Origin of the sequence: Arthrobacter sp. NicSoilB4 (assembly GCF_019977335.1) — a bacterium.
Lineage (GTDB): Bacteria > Actinomycetota > Actinomycetes > Actinomycetales > Micrococcaceae > Arthrobacter.
On record NZ_AP024653.1, the window covers coordinates 3510939 to 3532939 of the forward strand.

Genomic DNA, 22001 nt, shown 5'->3' on the forward strand with positions numbered 1-22001 from the left:
CGAGTATGTCCGCACCCACTGTCAATAAGGCTCGATCGTAGCTAATCCCCTTTGTCGGCAAAAGCACTTAAGCCACCACGCCAAAGTCAGGAGGCGGCTCTTCGAAAATGTGGCATGAGTCAAAAAAATACGCGGTTATCGCATACACAGCGTTTGCCCTGCGCCCGTCAAACCTGATGTTAGGCCCGCCAATGGACGCGTACATCCGTTCAATGATCTCGCCCGGTTCGATTGTGGACAAACGATGCCGTTCATAGATCTTACGAAAGTTGCGCCCCTGGTGGTCCCTGAGGTCCGGCCCCGCTTGCTCAGCAAACCACCGGTCGATGCGGCTGGCCATCGTCCGCCCGGAATTGAATTCAAGCCTGTTAGCGGGAGGAAGGCGGTTATAGTCCATTTTCGCCACTGGGACCGGGTTAATAGACGATTCCACCTCTGTGGCGTCGCTGTCGACGCCCAACACATCAAGGAGCGGGATCAAGTCCGAAAGTTCCACGTTTTCAATGCCCGGCGCTCCCGGAAAGAGGTCGTTGAGCTTAGATGGAGCAAGGCTACCCACTACCTCAGTCCAGAGCCGGTCACCATCCCAGAAACGGGCGGCCACGACCCTTTGTGCGCCCGGTCCATATGTAAGCTGAACATCGACCAAAAACCTGCCGCACTCCGGTCCGGCCGGTGCATTGGTGACGAAGCGCCACTCCTTGAACGTATCCCAGCTCTCAAGCGCACGGTTGAAATCGGACTCCATCTTCTGCCGAAGTTTCCGTTCGGCATCTCGCTGAGCGCGGGAGCCATAGCAGGCATACAAAATCCCTCCCGACTCCGCAAGTCCATCGCAGCCGCCATCCCCCAGTGTCCCGGCCGGCGAGGGGTTGAAAAAGTCAGGGTGGAATCGCGAAAGGGCTGAGGTTACGTAGTCCTCGAAAGCTGAGCCAGTGAGGAGGCAGCTTCGTTCATGCTGGGCACGATACCAGTCCCGCCACGCGGCGTCCCGAAGCATTTGACTCTCCATTGTCGAGGATGAAATTCTCTCTAAATTAGACCAGAACGCCGCCTCGGGAACGCCTTCCCCCGCCGGGGACAACGTTTTACGTTCGCCTTACGTGCGCCGCACCGGCATGCCGCATACAGCGCGGCTTACGCCCCGCCCGCAACTCCGCGTGCGTCCCCTGTTCCACGATCTGGCCGGCTTCCATCACCAGGATGAGGTTGGCGTCGCGGATGGTGGAGAGCCGGTGGGCGATCACGAAGCTGGTCCGGTCGGACCGCAAGGCGCTCATTGCCTTCTGCACCAGCACCTCGGTGCGGGTGTCCACTGAGCTCGTGGCCTCGTCCAGGATCAGCACCGACGGCCGGGCCAGGAACGCCCGGGCAATGCCCAGCAGCTGCTTCTCGGCCTCCGACAAGTTTGGAACACTCGTCGTCGAGCACGGTGTCGTAGCGCTGCGGCAGGGACTTCACGAAGCGGTCCACGTACTCGCCTTCGCCGCCTCCAGAATGTCCGCCTCCGTAGCGGAGTGCCGCCCGTAGGCGACGTCGTCCGGAATGGTCGCGCGGAACAGCCTAGTGTCCTTATCCGTTTACTTCGAGCCTCAAGACGTTCCCACCTGACCTATTACTTCACCGCCACGCAGGACGGCCACAAGTCCAAAATGCTGATCAACCACCACCACATCAGCACGCATACCGCCGCGGAGACTCCCGATCTCAGACTCAAGACCGAGAACCCGCGCCGGAACACACGTCGCTGCGGCCACAGCCTCAGCCGGGCTCACGCCCGCTTCGATGGTCCGGCGCACCACATCCAGCAACGTGGCGGTGCCTCCGGCCAAGGTATCGGCCCCCTGCAGCGTGGCCATGCCGGACCGTACGGAGACGGCAGATCGTCCCAGGCGGTAATCCCCATCGGGAAGCCCGGCCGCAGCCATCGAATCCGTCACCAACACGACATTTTCCGCCCTCACCAACTGGAAAACCATCTGCACGGTTTCGGGGGCCAGATGGACGCCGTCGGCGACCAGCTCGACGGCGACCGTGCCGGCACCGGCCAGCCGGAGGCATGCAGCCAGCGGACCCGGTTTCCGGTGGTGCAGCGGGGGCATCCCGTTGAACAGGTGGGTCACCGTCGGGCGGGCCGTACGCCCCTCCCACCGGGCGAGTCCTGCGGCGGCGGCTTCCAGTGACGCGGCAGCCACCGAGGCATCCGCGTCGGTGTGGCCCAGCGACGGTGTAACGCCACTTTCGATCAGCATCCGGACCAGCTCGTCGGCACCAGGAAGTTCGGGGGCGTAGGTCATTGTCTTCAGCCATCCATTCGCCTCCTGGAGCAACTGCCGAAGCAACTCGGGGTCGGGATCGCGCAGCCAGTCGGGGTTCTGGGCGCCGCAGCGGGCGTGGGACAGGAACGGTCCCTCGGAATGGATGCCGGCAATCAGGCCCTCGTCCGCCAACAGCTTCAGCGTCCGGACGCCCCTCAGCAGGTCCTCCGGCGCCGCCGTCACCAGGCTGGCGAGCAACGTCGTCGTCCCGTTCCGGTGCAGGTAGTCCACCGCGGCACGGCAGCCGCCGTCGTCGCCCGCCGGAAAGTCGCCGCCGGCGGCCCCGTGGCAATGAAGATCCACCAGTCCCGGAAGAAGAATGCTCCCGGAGGGAAGCTCAAGCTCCTCCACGCCCGGCAGGGCCGAGGCATCAAAACCGCTCCGCGGTCCCGCGTAGACAATGCGGTCACCAAGAACGGCAACGACTGAATCAGGACAGGCGGCGCCGTCGCTGATGACGGTGCCGGCAAGAAGATAGGACGCGGCAGGTCCCCGTGCCGTCACGGCCTGGCCCCCTGCGGCACTTTCCTGCCCTGCACCGCCTGGTAGGTCTTGCGGAGGGCAGCGATCGAGGAATCATAGGACTGCTGGGCGACTCCGACGAACAGGCAGTCGATGACCATCATCTGGGCCATGCGGCTGCCGAGGGCGCCGGAGCGGAACGGACTCTCCCTCGCCGCCGTCGTGAGCACAACGTCGGCGGCCCGTGCCAGCGGCGAGTCGGCATGGTTCGTGATGGCGATGGTCCGGGCTCCGGCCTCGCCGGCGATCCGCATCGCCTCGACCGTGTCCAGCGTCGAGCCCGAGTGGGAGATGGCAACGGACACACAATCCGGGCCGAGCAGGGCGGCCGACGTGCTGGCCGAATGTGCGTCCGACCAGCTGTGCGCCGTCAGCCCGATCCGGTGCAGTTTCTGCTGGAGGTCCTGGCCCACCCAGGCGCTTGCGCCGACGCCGACGATGTCGATCCGCCGGGCGCCGGACAGGGCGGCCACGGCGTCCGAGAGCCGGGCGACATCCAGCGCCTCGGCAGTGTCCGCGATGGACATCGTTTCATTGAAGGCGATCTTGGACACGACGTCCTGCAGCGAGTCCGTCTTGGCAATGTCCTCATACATCTCGACAGCGACATTGGTGACAGCCTGCTCGCGGGTGGTCTCCCGGGCAAGGTCCATCCGGAAGTCGGAGTAGCCCTGGTATCCGATCCTTTTGTAGAACCGGACCACGGAGGTGGTGGAGGTCCCGCACTTCTCGGCGAGCCCGCCGATGGACAGCGTGGCCGCGAGGGCCGGTTCGGCGAGGACCGCATTGGCCACCGACTGCTCCGAGGTCCGCAGCGACGGCAGGGCCGACCGGATCCGGACCAGGACCGTCCGGGATGATTGGTGACCTGTCACGGCGCTCATCAGAAGCCATCCTCTAGCTGGTGGGCGGGGCGGAAACCCCGCATGTAAGTAGGTTACACACAACGATGCTCATCTGTAAGTGTTTGACACATAGGGGTTGAGGCCGTAAGTTCTCCGGTGACGGGGATCACAAACCGTCTTTCGAGAGATGGGAACCCTTGTGAGTTCAGAAAACCACGCCAGCGCGCAATTGGGCAGCGCTTGGCTGGACATCAGCACTGAGGTGAGAAACCCCCGCACTTTGGACCTGGATCAGCGCACCACCCTCGGCATCCTGGAGGCGCTCAACGACGAGGACCGCACCGCACCGGACGCCGTACGCCAGGTCCTGCCGGTGATGGCCCTGCTGGTCGAGGCCGCCGCGCATGCGGTAGCCAATGGCGGACGCGTGCACTACTTCGGCGCCGGCACGTCCGGCAGGCTCGGGATCATCGACGCAGCAGAGCTGATGCCGACGTTCAATCTGGCCGAGGGCGTGGTCATCGCCCACCATGCCGGCGGCTCGAAGGCCCTCATCCGGGCCGTCGAGAACCTTGAGGACTCCTGGGGCGCCGGCCTCGCCGACGCGGCCGAGGTCCGGGCCGGCGACGTCGTAATCGGCATCGCAGCCTCCGGGCGCACCCCGTACGTCGGCGGCGCCCTGGACCGCGCCCGCCAGCTGGGCGTTCCGACCGCGCTCATGACCTGCGCCGTCAACCCCGAGCTCGGGCCGCTGGCCGACTTCGTGATGGTCGCCGACACCGGCGCCGAGGCCCTGGCCGGCTCCACCCGCCTCAAGGCGGGCACCGCCCAGAAGATGATGCTCAACAGCTTCTCGACCGCCCTCATGATCCGGCTCGGCAAAACGTGGTCGAACCTGATGGTCTCCGTCCTCGCCACCAACGAAAAGCTCCGGGCACGGACTGTCCGCATCCTGATGGAAGCAACAGGGCAGGACGAGGAGCACTGCCGGACCGCCCTGGCGGCGGCCGGGGGCGATCTCAAGGTGGCCCTGGTGTCGATGCTGACCGGCTCCGGCCCGGCACGTTCCCGGGACGCCGTCGACGCCGCCGGCGGCGTGCGCGCCGCCGTCGAATCCCTCACGGTTTAGCACGTCCGGATCCGCATCCGCATAACCCAACAGATCTTCGTATCACCGCACCCTCCGACCAGAAGGATCACACAATGAAGGTACGACCCAGGCACCTGATCGCGGCACTTTCGCTCGCCATGTTGCCGATCACCGCCTGCGCGCCCGGCTCCTCGTCGACCGCAACGGACAAAGCCGCCGGAAACAGCGTCGCGGGGTGCGCCTCGCCCGAGACGCTGAAGGTCTGGTCCTGGCGGCCCGAGGACGTGGAGGCCTACAAGAAGATCTTCGCCGCCTACGAGGAGAAGAACTGCGTCAAGGTCGACTTCCAGGCCTTCAAGAACACGGAATACAACCAGATCCTCTCCACCGGGCTGACCGGCAGCAACGGCCCCGACGTCGTCCAGGCCCGCGCCTACGGCGCACTGCAGCCGCTGATCGCCGGCGGCAACCTCACCGACATCACCGGCAAGGTCGAGGGCCTGGACAGCATGGACAAGACCATCGTCACCGGCGCCCAGGGCAAGGCCGACGGCAAGACCTACGGCGTCCCCTTCGCCACCCAGACGATGCAGGTCTTCTACAACAAGAAGATCTTCAAGGAAGAGGGCATCGAGGTCCCCAAGACCTGGGACGACTTCATCAAGGTCAACGAAAAGATCCAGGGTTCCGGCATGACCCCGCTTGCCGTCGGTGCCAAGGACGCCTGGATGATGCCGTTCATCCACGACATCTTCGGCTCGGCCGAGTACGGCGGCAAGGACTTCCGCGACGCCGTCCAGGCCGGGAAGAAGACCTTCACCGACGCCAAGTACGTCAGCTCGGTCCAGAACCTGAAGGACCTGCAGGGCTTTATGCCCAAGGACGTCGTGGGCGTAAGCTACACCGACGCCCAGGTCCTGTTCACCAACGAGCAGGCCGCCATGTTCCCGGGCGGCTCGTTCGAACTCGGCTTCTTCCAGAAGCAGAACCCGGACCTTGACCTCGGTGTCTTCCAGGTCCCCGTCCGGAACGGCTCCGCCTCCCCGAAGCCGGTCTCGGCCGCCTACGCCGACGGCAACTGGGCCATCAACGCCAAGTCCCCGAAGCAGGAAGCTTCCCTGAAGCTGCTGCAGTGGATGGCGAGCAAGGAATTCGGCCAGCACGTCGTGGATGACCTCAAGCAGTTCTCCCCGGTTGCCGGCGTCACCTTCAACGACCCGGTCATGAAGGAAATCTGGGACCTCTACCAGACCAGCCCCGCGCCGTACACGCTGCTGGTCGACTTCCGCTACGGCACGCCCTCCGGCACCGACCTGATGGGATCCGGCGTCCAGGAACTGTTCCTCGGCAGCAAGGACGCCGCCGGCGTCGCGCAGAAGGTCCAGGACGGAGTCTCCCAGTGGTTCAAGCCGACCAGCTGACCCGCCCCAAGCCGCGCAAGCGCAGTCCCCGCCCGGCGGGGACTGTGCTTGGCTGGCCGGCGACTGTAATCTTCCTTGCCCCCGCGGTGATCATCTTCTCCGTCTTCGTGCTGTACCCGATGATCACCGCCTTCAGCTACTCCTTCTTCGACTGGCAGGGCACCGCCCGCGGCGCGTTCTCCGGCGTCGAGAACTTCTTCACCCTGTTCACGGCGGAGCCGTTCAAGTCGGAGCTGCCGCGGGCACTGATGCACAACCTCCTGCTCTTCGCCGGCGCCATGGTCTTCCAGAACACCGTCGGGCTGGCCATCGCCTCGTTCCTGTACAAGCGCAGGCGCTTCAAGAAGCTGTTCCAGACGCTCTACACGCTGCCGTACCTCGTCAGCCCGCTGGTCATCGGCTACCTGTGGACCCTGCTGCTCTCGCCCCTGTTCGGGCCGGTCAACGCGCTGCTCAAGGCGATCGGCCTGGGCGAGCTGGCGCAGCCCTGGCTGGGCCAGCCGTCCACGGCACTCTGGGTGATCGTGCTCGTCACCGCCTGGCAGTGGCTCGGCTTCCCGATCCTGCTCTACGGCGCCGCCCTCGGCGGCATCCCGGAGGAACTGACCGAGGCGGCGTCGCTCGACGGCGCGACGGCGTGGCAGCGCTTCCGCTCGATCACGCTGCCGCTGCTGACCTCGGCGATCGGCACGGTCAGCATCCTGACCTTCATCGGGTCCATGGAAGCGCTGGCGCTGCCGTACGCCATGGGCGGGTCCACCGGTTCACCGGCCGGAGCCACCGACGTCCTGTCGCTGATGTTCTACCGGACCGCCTTTGAATCCGGGGCATCAAACGCGATCGGGGTCTCCTCGGCCCTGGCCACGCTGCTGTTCCTCTTCATCTTCGGCGTGGCGCTGCTCTTCACGTCAATCATCCGACGCAGGGAAAGGAAACTCTCCTGATGAGTCTCCTGACAGAGAAAAAGCCCGCCGCCGGGCTGCCGGCGCCGGAACCGAAGCGCCGCCAGCCGGCGCTCAGGAAGGGTGCGGCCGGCCGGTTCGCCGTCTCGGGCTTCCTCTGGGTCTACGCGGTCATCGCCGTCGCGCCCCTCCTGGTCATGGTCTTCAGCTCGCTGCGGACCACCCGCGAGATGGCGCGGAACCCGCTGGCACTGCCGTTGAACCCCAACTTCGGCAGCTACACCAAGGCCTGGGTGCAGGCGTCCTTCGGGACCTTCTTCGCGAACTCCCTGCTGGTGACCATCGGCTCGGTGCTGATCTCCACCATCGTCTCGCTGCTGGCGGCCTACGCGCTGGCACGGAGCAGGTCCCGGGTCACCGCCATCATCGAGGCCGTCTTCCTGTCCGGCCTGATGCTCCCGGTCTACCTGGCCATCCTCCCGGTGTTCTACCTGCTGGACGCGATGGGCCTGGTGGACAACAAGCTCGGCCTGATCATGGTGTACGCGGCGCTGAGCATCCCGTTCTCGGTGTTTGTGCTGACATCGTTCTTCCGGCAGCTTCCGCTGGAACTGGAGGAAGCGGCGCGGATCGACGGCGCCGGCAGCTTCACGATGTTCTGGCACATCATGCTGCCGCTGGTGAAACCGGCGATCGCGACCGTCGTCGTCTTCCGGTTCGTGCCGATCTGGAACGACTTCTTCTACCCGCTGATCCTGATGCGCTCCAAGGAGAACTACACGCTGCCGGTTGGGCTCACCACGTTCTTCGGGGAGTACCAGACCGACTGGCCCACCCTGTTCGCCGGGCTGGTCATTGCCACCATCCCGCTCGTGGTGCTCTTCCTCGTCGCCACCAAGCAGATTGTCGCCGGCCTCACGGCCGGCATGAGCAAATGAGTGCCGTGCAGAGCGAGTGGATTCTCGGCCTGGACATCGGCGGCAGCGGGAGCCGGGCGGCGCTGCAGCGCGTCGACGCCGCTGGCGAACCGCCGACGAGTTTCACGGGGGCCAGGATCGAGGTCGGCGCGGCCGGCATCGCGCTGCCGGCCATCCTGGCGTCCCTTCTGCCGCAGGCCCTGCACGCCGTCGCGGAGCGCGGCGGCAAGCTCCTGGCCGCCGGCGTCGGGATGAGCGGGCTGCTCAGCCTCACGGCCGGCACCGACGACGCCCACCGCGCCCTCCACGCCCAGCTGGGTCCCATCCCCGTCGCCCTGGCCTCGGACGCCGTCACGTCGCTCGTGGGCGGCCTCGGCATCGGCGGCGGGGCCGTGGTGTCCGCCGGCACCGGCGTCGTTGGCCTGGGCACCGACTTCAGCCGGTGCTGGCACCGCGTGGACGGCTGGGGGCATGTCCTCGGCGATCTGGGCAGCGGAAGCTGGATCGGCACCGCCGGGCTCCGGGCCGCCCTCGCCGCGCACGACGGCCGGCCCGGCGGATCGCCCGCCCTGCTGGCGTCACTGCGCGAACGCTGGGGCGCACCGGAGGAGCTTCCCCGGAAGATTTACACCCGGGACGACCGTGCGGGTGTCCTCGCGGCCTTCGCGAAGGATGTGGCCGGGGCCGCGCACGACGGCGACGCCGTCGCCGCCGGCATCTGGACGCGCGCGGGGTCGCTGCTCGCAGACAACCTCGCCGCCGCGCTCGGCTCCGGGGTCCCGCCCGTCGCAACGTACACCGGCGGGCTGTTCGACGCCGGGGAGCTGCTCCTCGAGCCGCTGGCCGAGCGCTTCCGCGAGATCCGCCCCGACGCCGAGCTGCGCCCGCCGCTCGGCGGTTCCCTCGACGGAGCCCTGGCCCTCGCCCGTGAACTGCTCCGGGCACCCGCCACCTTCCCGGACCAGGAGCCGTACCTGACCTCCCGGCGGGTGAATCCATGACCCCGCACGCGGCGCTCATCAAGTCGCTTATGGGCCGGCTGATCGTGTCCTGCCAGGCCAGGACCGGCAACCCGCTGTACGGTCCGGTCCACATTTCTGCCCTTGCACTCGCCGCCGAACAGGGCGGCGCGGCCGCGCTCCGCGTCCAGGGCGAAGAGGACATCCGCGCCGTCAAGGCACGGTGCACACTGCCGGTCATCGGCATCCGCAAGGTCTTTGACGCAGGCCCCGTCTACATCACGCCCACCTTCGCCGACGCGGCGGTCATCGTCGAGGCCGGCGCCGATATCGTGGCCCTCGATGCGACGCTCCGCCCCCGGAAGGGCCCGGATTCCGCGGGGGAACTGATCCGGCGCATCCGCGGCGAACTCGGGGTGCCGGTGATGGCCGACGTCGACTCCCTCGCCGCCGCACAGGCCGCGGCCGCAGCGGGAGCGGAACTCATCGCGACAACCCTCGCCGGGTACACGTCGGACGCACCGCCGCCGGCGGGCCCGGATTTTGCGTTGCTGGAACAGCTCTGGGCCGCCGTGAATGTCCCCGTCGTCGCCGAGGGCAGGTTCTGGGAACCCGGCCAGGTGGAGGATGCGTTCCTGCTCGGCGCGAGCGCCGTGGTGATCGGCACCGCCGTCACGAACCCGATGCGCATTACTGAACGATTTGTCCGCTCCACGCCCGCGCACAGCCAGGGCTGAGGAATTACCTGTGAGGATCATCGCAACAGATACCGCAGCGGAGGCCGGCTTCACTGCCGCACTACTCGTCGCTGCGCTCGTTACGGCCCAGCCGACGGCGGTCCTCGGCCTGGCCACAGGTTCCTCACCCCAGACCCTGTACGAGGCGCTGGAACGGGAGAACGTGGATCTGCGCCGCGTCCGCGCGTTCTCCCTGGACGAGTACCTGGGCCTTGGGCACGCCGACCCCGAGAGCTACGCCCAGACCATCAGGCGGGACGTGGTCGAGCGCCTGGGCCTGGATCCCGCCCTGGTCCGCACCCCTGACGGCCTGGCGGACGACCCGCGCCAGGAGGCGGCGGAGTATGAGCGAAGCATCCGGGACGCGGGCGGAATCGATCTCCAGATCCTCGGGATCGGTTCCAACGGGCATCTCGCGTTCAACGAGCCGCCATCCGCGTTCGATTCCCGGACCCGGGTGGTCGAACTGGCGCAGAGAACGCGCCAGGACAACGCGAGGTTCTTTAGGGCTGCGGCGGACGTCCCCACCCACGCCATCACGCAGGGCCTGGGAACAATCTTCGAGGCACGGCAGCTATTGCTCATCGCCCACGGCGAGGGCAAGGCCCAAGCCGTGGCGCGCGCCGTGGAAGGCCCCGTGACGGAAGATTTTCCAGCGTCGTTGATCCAGCGCCACCCCCGCGCCACACTCGTCCTGGATGGGGCCGCTGCAAGCCGTCTCCAGCCCGGCGCCCTGGCCACAGCAGCCTGCGGGGCACAGTTGAGAAGCCGGGTGTCGCCCTAAACCTCCGCCACGTGAACAATCGACGACGGCCGCGTCCACTTACATAGATTAGTGGCCGCGCTCATCCCCTAGCCTTTCGTGCCAGGGGATTGGATCGGCCGGGATTGGTATCAGTCCACCACCTGATAATTTCAGATCATTTATGATTTCCACTCGTTCAGAACTGGCGGTTGTCCGCGGCCAAGCCTCACAAGCCGATATGAGCTTTTTGACGCGTTCACGAAGTTCGGCGTGGGCCTTTTGTCGCTGCTCCGTCGTGGTGCCAGTGTGGCGAGCGAGCTTTCCGGCATTAGCGATCCAGTAAGGCCATGGCGTCAGCGTCCGAAAGAGTTCCGCATATTTGGATTCGAATTTCCAAGCTACGATTGCCGCTGACATTCGACGGCGGACCGTCTCCATAGCTTCGACATCTTCCAACACCGCATCCATCATGTCTTGGGCGGCGACAACCAGGTTAGCGATAATTTCATTTTCCCGGGCACGGGAAGCTGCCTGATGCTGAGTCTCTGTGACTTCCCACTGCTGCCTTAGCTGCTCGTGGGCAAAGTAGGACTGCTGCTGCAACTGCTGTGCTGCAATTTGTGATTGACGTCGATTTGCGAGAAAAACGACCATCAGCGATACCACACCACCAATAACTGCGGCCACGAAAGCTCCAACGGTTCCACTCCACAGCTGTATCCAGTCAGAAGGTTTCAAGTTCACCAGCATCCTGGTGAACCACGCGAGGTGTCCGACAAGGTCGTTCATTTAGGGTGCCTTAAGATAATCAGGATGGATCCCCACACCATATAGATATCGTGCGTCCGGGCGAAATTGAAGGTAAGCCTCAGACCTCCGCCACGGGGGCCGCGAACTGCGCCGCATACAGCGCGGCGTATGCCCCGCCTGCCTCCAGCAGTGACGCGTGCGTCCCCTGCTCCACGATCTGGCCCGCCTCCATCACCAGGATGAGGTCGGCGTCGCGGATGGTGGAGAGCCGGTGGGCAATGACAAACGACGTCCGGTCGCTCCGCAAGGCGCTCATGGCCTTCTGCACCAGCACCTCGGTGCGGGTGTCCACCGAGCTCGTGGCCTCGTCCAGGATCAGCACCGACGGCCGGGCCAGGAAGGCCCTAGCAATGGTCAGCAGCTGCTTCTCCCCCGCCGAGACATTCCCGCCCTCGTCTTCCAGCACCGTGTCGTAGCCCTCCGGCAGCGACCGGACGAACCGGTCCACGTACGTCGCCTTCGCCGCCTCCAGGATCTCCGCCTCCGAGGCTCCGGGCCGGCCGTAGGCGATGTTGTCCCGGATGGTCCCGCCGAACAGCCAGGTGTCCTGCAGCACCATGCCCATCCGCGAGCGCAGCTCGTCGCGGGTCATCGCGGTGACGTCCACGCCGTCGAGCGTGATCCGCCCGGCGTCGAGCTCGTAGAACCGCATCATCAGGTTCACCAGCGTCGTCTTGCCCGCGCCCGTCGGGCCCACGATCGCCACGGTCTGCCCGGGCTCGGCCACCAGGCTCAGGTCCGCAATCAGCGGCTTGTCCGGCGAATACGCGAAGGACACGTGCTCGAACACCAGCCGGCCCCGCGTCGCCGGAGGCTCAACAGCATCGGCCGGATCCGGCGATTCCTCCTCGGTGTCCAGCAGCTCGAACACCCGCTCGGCCGACGCCACCCCGGACTGCAGCAGGTTCGCCATCGAGCCCAGCTGGGCCAGCGGCTGGGTGAACTGCCGCGAGTACTGGATGAACGCCTGCACGTCCCCCAGCTGCATCGCCCCCGCCGCCACCTGCAGGCCGCCCACCACGGCGATCCCCACGTAGACCAGGTTACCGATGAACGTCATGGCCGGCATGATCAGGCCGGACACGAACTGCGCGCCGAAGCTGGCCTCATACAGCTCCGCGTTCTTCAGCCGGAACCGCTCCTCCACCTCCCGCTGCCGGCCGAACACCTTCACCAGCGCGTGGCCCGTGTACGTCTCCTCGATCTGCCCGTTCAGCTCCCCCGTGTGCTTCCACTGCGCCACAAACAGCTTCTGCGACCGCTTGGCGATCAGCGCCGTCGTCACCAGCGTCAGCGGCACGGTGACCAGCGCGATCAGCGCCAGCGTGGGCGAAAGGATGAACATCATCACCAGCACGCCCAGCACAGTCAGCAGCGACGTGACCGCCTGGCTGATGGACTGCTGCAGGCTCTGCGAGATGTTGTCCACGTCGTTGGTGACCCGGCTCAGCAGCTCGCCGCGCTGGATCGAGTCGAAATACCGCAGCGGGAGCCGGTTGACCTTCGCCTCGATCCGCTCCCGCAGCCGGAACATCGTCCGCTGCACCACGCCGTTGAGGATATATGCCTGCATCCACATGAATCCCGAGGCCAGCACATACAGCACCAGCGCCCACAGCAGCACGTTGGCGAGCGCCGCGAAGTCGATCCCCGCGCCCGGCGTCAGCGTCATGGCGCTGAGCATGTCCGCCTGCTGGTCCTGGCCCTCGGCGCGCAGCTGCGCGATCAGCTGCTCCTGGCTCATCCCGGCCGGGAGCTGCTTGGAGACGACGCCGGCGAAGATCAGGTTGGTGCCCTCGCCGAGGAGCCGCGGCCCGATCACGGAGAACGTCACACTCACGACGGCGAGAAGCAGGACCAGCACCAGCCACAGCCGCTCCGGCCGCAGCTGGCCCAGCAGCCGCCGCGCGGACGGCCAGAAGTTCATCGCCTTCTCCGCCGGCACGTTCATCCCGGCGAACGGCCCGCCGCGCCCCGGCCCGCCCGCCGGTCGGGGAATGCGCAGCGGGGCCTCCCTGGTGGCGCCGCCGGGGCCTCCGCCCGCGGCACCGGTTCCGGGCGTCCGAGACTCGACCTTGCTCATGCCGCCTCCTCCGCCGCGAGCTGCGAGTTCACAATCTCCCGGTACGTCTCCGAGGTCTCCAGCAGCTCCTCGTGCGTGCCGTGAGCGACGATCCGCCCGCCGTCGAGCACCAGGATCTGGTCCGCGTCCACAATGCTGGAGACCCGCTGGGCGATGATCACCAGGGTGGCGCCGGCGGTGTGCTGCTTGAGCGCCTGCCGGAGCCGGGCGTCGGTGGCGGTGTCCAGCGAGGAGAAGGAGTCGTCGAAGATGTAGAGCTCGGGTCGCTTCACCAGCGCCCGGGCAATTGCGATCCGCTGCCGCTGCCCGCCGGAGACGTTGGTGCCGCCCTGCGAGACGGGCGCGTCCAGCCCGCCCTCCATCTCCCGGACGAAGTCCTCCGCCTGCGCGATGGACAGCGCCCGCCAGAGTTCGTCCTCGGTGGCGTCGGGCTTGCCGTAGAGCAGGTTGCTGCGGACCGTGCCGGAGAACAGGTACGGCTTCTGCGGGACCAGGCCGATGTGGCCCCAGAGCAGGTCCGGGTGCAGCTCCCGCACGTCCACGCCGTCGATCATCACCGAGCCCGACGTCGCGTCGAAGAGCCGCGGCATCAAGTTCACGAGGGTGGTCTTGCCGGAGCCGGTGGCGCCGATGATCGCCGTCGTCTGGCCCGCCCGGGCGGTGAAGCCGATCCCGGACAGGACCGGCTGCTCGGCACCCGGGTAGGCGAACCCGACGTCGCGCATCTCCAGTTCGCCGCGGCCGGTGCGGCCGGCAAAGCCCACCGGATGCTCCGGCGGCCGGACGCTGGATTCCGTGCCCAGCACTGCGCCGATCCGGTCCGCGGAGACTGCCGCGCGCGGGATCATGATCGCCATGAACGTCGCCATCATGACGGACATCAGGATCTGCATAAGGTAGCTCAGGAACGCGATCATGGTCCCCACCTGCATGGAGCCGTCCTGGATCCGGAACGCGCCGAACCAGATCACCGCCACGGACGAGACGTTCAGCACCAGCATCACGACGGGGAACGCGAGCGCCATCAGCCGGCCGGCGCGCAGCGCGGTGTCCGTGACGTCCTCGTTGGCCCGGGCGAAGCGGGCGGTCTCCACGTCCTCGCGGACGAACGCGCGGACCACGCGGATGCCGGTGAGCTGTTCACGGAGCACCCGGTTCACGGTGTCGATCCGGGTCTGCATGAGCCGGAACAGCGGCACCATCCGGGTGATGATCAGCCCCACCCCGGTCAGCAGCACCGGCACGCTGACGGCGATCAGCCAGGACAGCTGCAGGTCCTGCCGGATCGCCATGATCACCCCGCCGATGCAGAGCATGGGCGCGGCCACCATGAGGGTGGCCGACATGAGCACCAGCTGCTGGACCTGCTGGACGTCGTTGGTGGAGCGGGTGATGAGGCTCGGCGCGCCGAAGCGGGTGACCTCCTGCTCGGAGAATGCCGCCACCCGGCTGAAGATCGCCCCGCGCACGTCCCGGCCCATCGCCATCGCCGCCTTCGCCCCGAAGTACACGGCCGCGATGGCGCAGGCGATCTGCAGCAGGGTGACCAGCAGCATCACGCCGCCGGTGTGCAGGATGTACTCCGTGTCCCCCTTCGCCACGCCCTGGTCGATGATGTCCGCGTTCAGGGTGGGCAGGTACAGCGAGGCGATGGACTGCGCCAACTGGAAGACGACGACGGCGAGCAGCAGCCGCTGCTGCGGCCGCAGATATTCAACGAGCAGTTTCCAGAGCATCCGTACTCCCAGCCACGCGTTCCGCCGAGTGATCCGAAGGTCAGTTTACGTCCGGAGGCTGGGGGTGGAAGTGGTTCCTCTCAGGGCGGATTGGAGGTGCCGGGCTGCGGCTGCGGCGCATTGCGGCCCAGCTTGGCCGGGTTGTGGATTTGATCGCTCGACCTTGGGAGCGTGATCGGCCAGCGAACTGGACTGATCCCGCTACCCGCCGGCTAAGCGATCCCTGAGACGACAAACGAGCATGTGCTACCGGGTTCTATAGGCTCACTAGGAGACCCTTGCATCCCGCTAGTACATGAGCTACCGTGTGCTATACGGAGCTAGCGAATACTAAGGCTCCTCGAACCAGGAAGGACACCCTATTATGACTGAGTACACTTCAGATTCTCTCGGCCGAGCACTTGCTGCTGCTGCCGAGGCATTCCTCACCGCGATGCGCGGCGACGGGGACGAGGCCTTTACTTCCGCGCCCCATTCTGAGGACGTTACATGGGCACCGGCGGCAGCCGAGCCCATCTTGTTCGACCCGTTGACCGACCCGCTCCCTATGAGGGCTACCCCGGACCGGGAGGCGGACCAGAAGTCCCAAGACATGTGTTCACTGGTCTACATCGCAAGCATTGGTCGGTTCTACGCCGAGACGGGCGAGGGAGCCGGCGCCGATGAAATCCGCAGATTCGCACAAAAGGCCGGATACATGAACGGTCGCGCCGTCAACGGCTGGAATTCTCGACCCGGCAGCATCCGTTCAGTGGAGGTGGTAGACGGCAAAAGGTATATCAACCAGACCGCTGCGAAGTGGCTTGCCAAGCTCGAACGCGCCCTCGGCGTGGACATCAACGGCGACATCCGGTGGGTCGAGGTCGACGATGAAGGGAACGTAACCGTTCCGTAGTTCCCGGACCGCGTTGGACATGACTTCCGAAAGGCGACCTCTCGTTAACCTTCGGGGAACTGCGTAACGCACGGTCTCAGCACTGGCACTAGCCAGCTGAGCAGCCCGCTACCGAGATAGGACCGAACATCCTGCTGGACCTCATGACGTCCGTAGACACGGTCCCGGGTTTCAGGACGTCGAGTTAGCGCGGGATGACGATTAAGTGCCCATGCCACAGGCCACGCGGCGCTCCAGATCGAGGAGCGCCGCGTCCTCGTCGCGGCGACATGCTCTCCGACATCCTGATGCCGTTCCTCGACCTGGAGGCTGCGGATCCGCTCGGGGACTACCTCGAGGCGCTGCGGCTCTTCGAGAGTGTTGCCGACGGCATTGATGTCGTCATCCCAGGTCACGGCTCGGTCGGCGGAGCCGGGCAGCTGCGGGCACGGATCAGACAGGACCGCGCGTACGTAGAGGCCCTGCGCGACGGCGGTGTTCCCGACGACCCGCGCGTCGGTCCTTCGGCCCCGTTGGAGTGGCTGCCCGACGTGCATCGATGGCAGCTGCGGCGGCTCGCTGAAAAAGCGCAGAACAAGAGGCCCGTTTAGGACCCCGGGCTGACCTAGCCGCCCAGCACCACGTTCAGCGGCGGCTCGCCGGCCAACACGAGGTCAATCGCCGCTCACGGCGCATAGGTGCCGTCCGGCGACGGCTGGCCTGCGAGCCAATTACCCCGGTGGGTCCGGACTAAGAGGCTGGATCGGCGTCGTGCTTCGCCGGCTGGTGGCCGTCGACGGCGGCGGGGACGTCGCCCTCTTCGTGCGCGTCTTTCTTCTTGCCGAACGGCAGCACCTTCAGCAGCGGGAGCAGGACGGCCATCACGATGAGGCCCCAGGCGAGGCCCAGGACGGCTGAGCACAGGGTGTTCACGAGCCAGGCCAGGAAGCCGCCCAGCACCGGGATCCCAACGAACGGTTTCTCGAGGACGTGGACCAGGTCGTACGGCAGGTGCCAGCCGAGGTCGTGGGCCCCCTGCAGCATGATGTGGCCGCCCACCCACAGCATGGCGACGGTACCAACAACGGTGATCGTGGTCAGCACGGCGGGCATCCCCTTGACGAGCAGCTCGCCGAAGCGCTGGGAGCCCGCGGAGTCCTTGGCTGCCAAGTGGATTCCGATGTCGTCCATTTTGACGATGAGTGCGACCGCGCCGTAAACGAGCACGGTGATCACGAGCGCCACGACCACCAGGATGAGCGCACGGGCCCACAGGGACTCTTCGGCCACCTCGTTCATGGCGATGACCATGATCTCGCAGGACAGGATGAAGTCGGTGGTGATGGCGCCCTTGGTGACCTTGGCCTCCGCCTCCGGGCCCCGGTCGACCGCCGGCGTGTCTTCTTCTGCCGTGTGGTGGCCGAAGAACTTGTGCCAGACCTTCTCGGCGCCCTCGTAGCAGAGGTAGGTGCCGCCCAGCATCAGGATGAACGGAATGACCCCCGGGATGAACGCGCTGATGAGCAGCAGCGCCGGCAGGATGATCAGCAGTTTGTTGCGGAGCGAGCCCCAGAAGATCTTCTTGATCATCGGCAGCTCGCGGGACGGGTCCGCCCCGGACACGTACTGAGGGGTGACGGCGGCGTCGTCAATAACGACGCCGGCGGCCTTGGCCCCCGCTTTGGCCGCACCGGCAGCGACGTCGTCCACCGAGGCGGCCGCGATGCGGGCCAGGGCCGCGATGTCGTCCAGCAGGGCGACGAGACCGCCGCTCACAGCCCGCTTCCGTACTGTTTGAGGGCGGACAGCTGGACGAGGTTGCCTCGGTCAAGGCAGGTGATTGGCATTCTCGAATTATATGGTGGCGGGCGGCCCGGCGTCGGGAGTGGAGTGCGTCAGCCGGGGCGCAGCACACGGGCGGCGTCTAGTTCTGTTCTTTTTGGGTGAGCCGCTGTACTTGCCACCTGTGAACGTCGGGCAGCCATTCCAGCGGGGCCGCTAGACCGACGCGCGGGTCGTCGGGATCACCGCCGTCGCGCAGGGCCTCTACGTACGCGCGGTCCTGTCTGATCCGTGCCCGTAACTGCCCGGCTCCGCCGACCGAGCCGTGGCCGGGGATGACGGCATCAACACCGTCGGCCACGCCCTCGAACAGCCGCAGCGCCGAGAGGTAGTCCCCGATCGGGTTCGCGGCCTCCAGGTCGAGGAACGGCATCAGGATGTCGGAAAGCATGTCGCCGGCGACGAGGACGCCGCGCTCCTCGATCAACAGCGCCCCGTGGCCCGGGGCATGGGCCTGATGCTCGATGATGCGGAGTGTGGGGCCATCCCAAGGGATCTGCGCGGCTCCGGCGGGCAGCCCGGTGATGAGGCCGAGCAGATCCATCGGGATCTCGTCGGCGTACTCCGGCGGCAGCCCCTCGGCCACGAGGGCCTGCCAGTCCGCGTGCGACAGCAGATCCTGGATGGAGGCTGCCGTGCGGGCCGTACCGTAACGGGGCGCGTCGCCGAAGTTCGGGTGCCAGAGTACGTGGTCCCAGTGAAAATGTGTGGAGAAGCCTGCCACGACGGGCTGGCCCAGCCCGCGAAGGTCGTTCGCGAGGCAGTCCATTTCGCCGCTCGTTATGCCGGGGTCGATGAGCAACACGCCCGCCCGGCCCTGCACCACAACGGAGTTGCTCTGGATGAACTCGCTCTCATGAACCAGGACGCCCTCAGCGACTTGCTTCAGCATGAAATGCCTTCCGCTTGTGGTGTTCAACCGCTTGTTGGGACGGTATTCCCTGGCGGCAGCAGGTTGCAAGCACTGTGGGCGAAGCGGACGGGCCGCCCTCCCGGCGCTTAGCCGTTCGTTTGGCCGCCCAGCACGACGTTGACCGGCGGTTCGCCCGCCAGCATGAGCTCGATCTGCCGCTGGACGAGCCTCCCCATCCGCGGGCGCATGGCCGAACTGGCCCCGCCGACGTGCGGGCTGATGATGACGCCGGGGGTCCGCCACAGCGGGTGGTCGTGCGGCAGCGGCTCGGGATCGGTGACGTCCAGGGCGGCGCGGATCCGGCCGGAACCGGTGTGCTTCACCAGGGCGTCCGTGTCCGCGACCGGGCCGCGGGCCACGTTGACCAGCAGGGCGTCGTCGGGCATGGCCGAGAGGAAGGTGTCGTCGATCAGGTGGCGGGTGGCGTCGCTGAGCGGCACCCCCACGATCACGATGTCGTGCTCCGGCAGGAGCGTGTGCAGCTCGTCGATGCCGTGGACGTGGCCGCGCGGGTCCGTCCGTTCCCTGCTGGCCACGCGGGTCACGGTGGTCTCGAAGGGCAGGAGCCGGTCCTCGATCGCCTTGCCCACGCCGCCGTAGCCGACGATCAGCACGCGCCGGTCCGCGAGGCTGGCGGTGGGTCGGGTCTCCCAGCGGCCCTCCTGCTGGTTCTGCAGCAGCCGCGGGAACTCGCGCTGGCTGGCCAGGATCAGGGCAAGGGTCAGCTCCGCGGTGGAGGTTTCGTGGACGCCGGCGGCGTTGGCGAACACGCGGCCCGGCGGCAGTGAGTCCGCGACGCCGTCGTACCCGATCGACTGGCTCTGCACGAGCCCGGTGTCCACCCCCTCCAGGGCGCACAGGACCTCCGTGCTGCCCATGTAGGGCTGCACCACGATGTCGAGCCGCGGCACGGGAGGCTCCCCGGCCAGGTCCCATTCGAGCAGGGTGACGTCCGGGTGCGGCGCAAGGTACTCGCGCAGGGTGGCGTCCGGCAGGCTCACAGTTATTTTCCTCGGCATAGCTGCCAGCCTAGTGCGGCAGGCGCGGCGGGGCGGCGATGGCGGCGCCCGGCAAACGAGACGACGAACCCGTCATCGGCTGCTCCATAACCGCCCTTTTGGGGCCGCATAAGGGCGGTTATGGAGCAGTCGACAGTCGACGGGGAAACACCCGCGACCGCGGCGCCGGACCCAGCTGGGAGTTCGCCCTCACCTTCGAGCCGGCCCGCGCGTCTTTTGGACATGCCCGGCGGCCGGGCATACATTGCAAGGACCCCCTCCCCTTACTGACCTGGAAGGTCCTGCACCATGAACACCTCGGGATCATCCCGTCCGGCCGGCACGTCCCTCAATGCCCGCGGGAAGCTGCTTCTCGTCTGGGCGGCCACGGTCCTGGTGCTACTGGGCATGGTGACGGCCGCCGTCGTCCGCACCGGCCCGGTTCCCCGGACGGACTTCCTCGACAGCCTGCAGAGCCAGTGGGAAGGTGAGCCCGTGGCGGCGGCCCCCGCGGCGCCGGCCCCGCGGGCCGCTGTCGACGTCGACGCCGAGATCAAGCGGATCCTGGCCGAGAACTCCGGCTACCGGGTGGGCGTTGTCCTCGCGGACACGCACGGCGGGGAGCCGCGCAGCTATGGCGACGGGACCGAGTTCGTCGCGGCCAGCACGGCCAAGATCATCACGGCGGCCGCCTACTACCACCTGGTGGAGACCGGCGAGAAGACCCTGGACGTGCCGTTGGGCAGCTATGACGCCGCATTCCAGCTCAAGGCGATGGTCAACGCGAGCAGCAACGACGCCTGGCTGCTGCTGATGCAGGACATCGGCTACCCGAAGCTGATCGAGTACGCCGCGTCGATCGGGATCAGCTACGACCCGGAACAGAACCTGCTGACGCCGGCCGAGATGGCGGAGCTGCTCAAACAGCTCTCCACCGGCAAGCTGCTGAACGCGGAGCACACCGAGGAGCTGCTGGGCTATATGCAGCAGACCAACAACGAACGGCTCATCCCGGCCGCCGCCGGCCCGGACATCACGGTGCAGCACAAGTACGGCGAGCTGGAGGGCTATGTCCACGACGCGGCCCTGCTGAGTTCCGGCGAGCGGTCCTATGCGCTGGCCATCTACACCTGGGGTGAGGACGGCGAGAGCGAGGAACGGCTGGCCGTGATCCACCAGTTGACGGATGTGGTGGCGAGGTCGCTGCGGGAGTAATCGGGCTATTGTCGCCCGGGGGTCGGCGAGAGTACGCTGGCGCTCGCTCGCCCGCTGGAATAGATACCCCGTTCCAGGGGCGCTGCACCGCATTGAACGCATGTTCCGTCATTCACAAGGCAATGGTCTCAACCGTTCGCCGCTCGCGGTGCCTGAAAGAGCCAACTCGATATGAATCGAGGAGTCCATGAAAAGTGTATTTGCACGTCGTCTGGCGCCCGTGGCATTGGTGGCCGCGTTTGCCTTGCCAGGAGGACAACCTGCCGCTGCTGCCGACGGGATCGTCCTTCCGGCCGGGACCGGTTGCGAGTTCAACCTCGGGTACGCCCCAACAGGCGGCAAACTCCACACCCAGGAATTCAAGGACGCGAACGGCAACGTGGTCCGGAGCATCACTGCCGGCAAAGGCGTCGTCATCACGTACACCAACTACGGCTATAACAAGAAGCGGCCCGTGGCAGGAAAATCCGTAACCATCCGGACAGACGGATCCGTGACCGAAACTGTCACGAACCCGGACGGAACCCAGACCATTACGGCAACGGGGCACAACGGGCTCATCATGTTTCCCAGCGACGTACCCGCCGGACCCTCCACCGTGCATTACATCGGACAACTCGTCTACAACATCGACCCGACGACCGGCGTCTTCACTTTCGTTAGCAGCACCGGATCCCAGCGCGATATCTGCGCCGAACTGAAGTAGGGGCCGGTCCTGCCGAGACTTTAACGACGGAAGCCCCCGCTGCACCTTGTGCAACGGGGGCTTCCGTCGTTCGCGAGAACCGGGGCTAGCGGCCGAACAGCTTGGCGAAGAAGCCGGTCTTGGTGCTGACGTCACCCTCGTGGCCCTTGCAGCGGTCGGCGCTCTTGACGCCCCGCATGACCTGGTCAACGTGCTGGCCGCAGCCGGCCCAAGTGGTCTTGCCGCATTTCTTGCATGCAACCTGTCGGCACATCTGGTTCTCCTCGTTTGGTAGGTCCGTCACAACCACTATACCCCCTGGGGTATATGGGCAAAAAAATGCGGTGCGCGGGAACACCCTGTTGCCAGCCGGCGTTGGTTCCGTACAG

At 66.5% G+C, this 22001-nt stretch carries 21 protein-coding genes and 1 pseudogene; 11 read left to right on the forward strand and 11 right to left on the reverse strand.

The features are described from left to right. Window positions 1-67: 67 nt before the first annotated feature. From LDO13_RS16110 to LDO13_RS16125, 4 genes and pseudogenes are all read right to left on the reverse strand, one after another. The gene (locus LDO13_RS16110) at window positions 68-748 is read right to left on the reverse strand and encodes an ABC-three component system protein (protein ID WP_224047679.1); all 681 of its coding nucleotides are present in this window, start codon (window positions 746-748) and stop codon (window positions 68-70) included. 389 nt (window positions 749-1137) lie between these two features. Next, window positions 1138-1574, reverse strand: a pseudogene (locus LDO13_RS18615) (ATP-binding cassette domain-containing protein); the annotation flags it as partial. A gap of 18 nt (window positions 1575-1592) precedes the next feature. After that, window positions 1593-2822 carry an N-acetylglucosamine-6-phosphate deacetylase gene (nagA, locus tag LDO13_RS16120; protein WP_224047681.1) on the reverse strand — a complete coding sequence of 410 codons (1230 nt, stop codon included), beginning with the start codon at window positions 2820-2822 and terminating at the stop codon, window positions 1593-1595. Then, complete coding sequence (locus LDO13_RS16125; protein WP_224047682.1) at window positions 2819-3724, reverse strand: MurR/RpiR family transcriptional regulator; 906 nt, start codon at window positions 3722-3724, stop codon at window positions 2819-2821. Before LDO13_RS16125 ends, nagA begins: the two co-directional genes overlap by 4 nt. Window positions 3725-3884: 160 nt before the next feature. Here LDO13_RS16125 and LDO13_RS16130 point away from each other — a divergent pair, with 160 nt between their 5' ends. The 7 genes from LDO13_RS16130 (at window position 3885) to LDO13_RS16160 (ending at window position 10495) form a co-directional block, all read left to right on the forward strand. Then, entirely contained in the window at window positions 3885-4814 is a 930-nt protein-coding gene (locus LDO13_RS16130) for an N-acetylmuramic acid 6-phosphate etherase (RefSeq protein WP_224047683.1), read from the forward strand. Between the two features lie 74 nt (window positions 4815-4888). Next, entirely contained in the window at window positions 4889-6196 is a 1308-nt protein-coding gene (locus tag LDO13_RS16135; protein ID WP_224047684.1) for an extracellular solute-binding protein, read from the forward strand. After that, window positions 6175-7140 (forward strand): sugar ABC transporter permease, encoded by a 966-nt coding sequence (locus LDO13_RS16140; protein ID WP_224047685.1) that lies wholly within the window; start codon window positions 6175-6177, stop codon window positions 7138-7140. The genes LDO13_RS16135 and LDO13_RS16140 overlap by 22 nt, the downstream gene beginning before the upstream one ends. Continuing rightward, window positions 7140-8036 (forward strand): carbohydrate ABC transporter permease, encoded by an 897-nt coding sequence (locus LDO13_RS16145; RefSeq protein WP_224047686.1) that lies wholly within the window; start codon window positions 7140-7142, stop codon window positions 8034-8036. Before LDO13_RS16140 ends, LDO13_RS16145 begins: the two co-directional genes overlap by 1 nt. Further along, window positions 8033-9016: a BadF/BadG/BcrA/BcrD ATPase family protein gene (locus LDO13_RS16150; RefSeq protein ID WP_224047687.1), complete on the forward strand. Its 984-nt coding sequence runs from the start codon at window positions 8033-8035 to the stop codon at window positions 9014-9016. The genes LDO13_RS16145 and LDO13_RS16150 overlap by 4 nt, the downstream gene beginning before the upstream one ends. Next, window positions 9013-9711 carry an N-acetylmannosamine-6-phosphate 2-epimerase gene (locus LDO13_RS16155; RefSeq protein WP_224047688.1) on the forward strand — a complete coding sequence of 233 codons (699 nt, stop codon included), beginning with the start codon at window positions 9013-9015 and terminating at the stop codon, window positions 9709-9711. The genes LDO13_RS16150 and LDO13_RS16155 overlap by 4 nt, the downstream gene beginning before the upstream one ends. A gap of 10 nt (window positions 9712-9721) precedes the next feature. After that, window positions 9722-10495: a glucosamine-6-phosphate deaminase gene (locus LDO13_RS16160; protein WP_224047689.1), complete on the forward strand. Its 774-nt coding sequence runs from the start codon at window positions 9722-9724 to the stop codon at window positions 10493-10495. Window positions 10496-10543: 48 nt separating this feature from the next. On the opposite strand, the gene LDO13_RS16165 is transcribed toward LDO13_RS16160, so the two are convergent. The 3 genes from LDO13_RS16165 to LDO13_RS16175 all read right to left on the reverse strand — a co-directional run bounded on the left by LDO13_RS16165 (window position 10544) and on the right by LDO13_RS16175 (window position 15085). Continuing rightward, window positions 10544-11245, reverse strand: a complete 702-nt coding sequence (locus tag LDO13_RS16165; protein WP_224047690.1) for a hypothetical protein — start codon at window positions 11243-11245, stop codon at window positions 10544-10546. A 79-nt stretch (window positions 11246-11324) separates the two neighbouring features. Continuing rightward, complete coding sequence (locus LDO13_RS16170; RefSeq protein WP_275959904.1) at window positions 11325-13349, reverse strand: ABC transporter ATP-binding protein; 2025 nt, start codon at window positions 13347-13349, stop codon at window positions 11325-11327. Then, window positions 13346-15085 (reverse strand): ABC transporter ATP-binding protein, encoded by a 1740-nt coding sequence (locus LDO13_RS16175; RefSeq protein WP_224047691.1) that lies wholly within the window; start codon window positions 15083-15085, stop codon window positions 13346-13348. Before LDO13_RS16175 ends, LDO13_RS16170 begins: the two co-directional genes overlap by 4 nt. Before the next feature lie 364 nt (window positions 15086-15449). Between LDO13_RS16175 and LDO13_RS16180 the strand changes: the two genes are divergently transcribed. Together LDO13_RS16180 and LDO13_RS16185 are read left to right on the forward strand one after the other, a co-directional pair. Then, the gene (locus LDO13_RS16180) at window positions 15450-15980 is read left to right on the forward strand and encodes a hypothetical protein (RefSeq protein ID WP_224047692.1); all 531 of its coding nucleotides are present in this window, start codon (window positions 15450-15452) and stop codon (window positions 15978-15980) included. Window positions 15981-16249: 269 nt separating this feature from the next. Next, a complete protein-coding gene (locus tag LDO13_RS16185; RefSeq protein WP_224047693.1) occupies window positions 16250-16570 on the forward strand; it encodes a hypothetical protein in 321 nt (106 codons plus the stop codon). A 139-nt stretch (window positions 16571-16709) separates the two neighbouring features. Here the strand turns inward: LDO13_RS16185 and LDO13_RS16190 are convergent, their stop codons facing one another. The 3 genes from LDO13_RS16190 to LDO13_RS16200 form a co-directional block, all read right to left on the reverse strand. Continuing rightward, window positions 16710-17735, reverse strand: coding sequence for a DUF808 domain-containing protein (locus tag LDO13_RS16190; protein ID WP_224047694.1), 1026 nt, complete (start codon window positions 17733-17735; stop codon window positions 16710-16712). 148 nt (window positions 17736-17883) lie between these two features. Then, window positions 17884-18693: an MBL fold metallo-hydrolase gene (locus LDO13_RS16195; RefSeq protein ID WP_224047695.1), complete on the reverse strand. Its 810-nt coding sequence runs from the start codon at window positions 18691-18693 to the stop codon at window positions 17884-17886. A 107-nt stretch (window positions 18694-18800) separates the two neighbouring features. Then, window positions 18801-19733, reverse strand: coding sequence for a 2-hydroxyacid dehydrogenase (locus LDO13_RS16200; RefSeq protein ID WP_224047696.1), 933 nt, complete (start codon window positions 19731-19733; stop codon window positions 18801-18803). Between the two features lie 288 nt (window positions 19734-20021). Here LDO13_RS16200 and LDO13_RS16205 point away from each other — a divergent pair, with 288 nt between their 5' ends. Further along, on the forward strand, window positions 20022-20927 hold the full coding sequence (locus tag LDO13_RS16205; protein ID WP_224047697.1) for a serine hydrolase: 906 nt from the start codon (window positions 20022-20024) through the stop codon (window positions 20925-20927). Between the two features lie 187 nt (window positions 20928-21114). After that, entirely contained in the window at window positions 21115-21633 is a 519-nt protein-coding gene (locus tag LDO13_RS16210; RefSeq protein ID WP_224047698.1) for a hypothetical protein, read from the forward strand. 85 nt (window positions 21634-21718) lie between these two features. Here the strand turns inward: LDO13_RS16210 and LDO13_RS16215 are convergent, their stop codons facing one another. Then, on the reverse strand, window positions 21719-21886 hold the full coding sequence (locus tag LDO13_RS16215) for a hypothetical protein (RefSeq protein ID WP_224047699.1): 168 nt from the start codon (window positions 21884-21886) through the stop codon (window positions 21719-21721). Window positions 21887-22001: the final 115 nt, after the last annotated feature.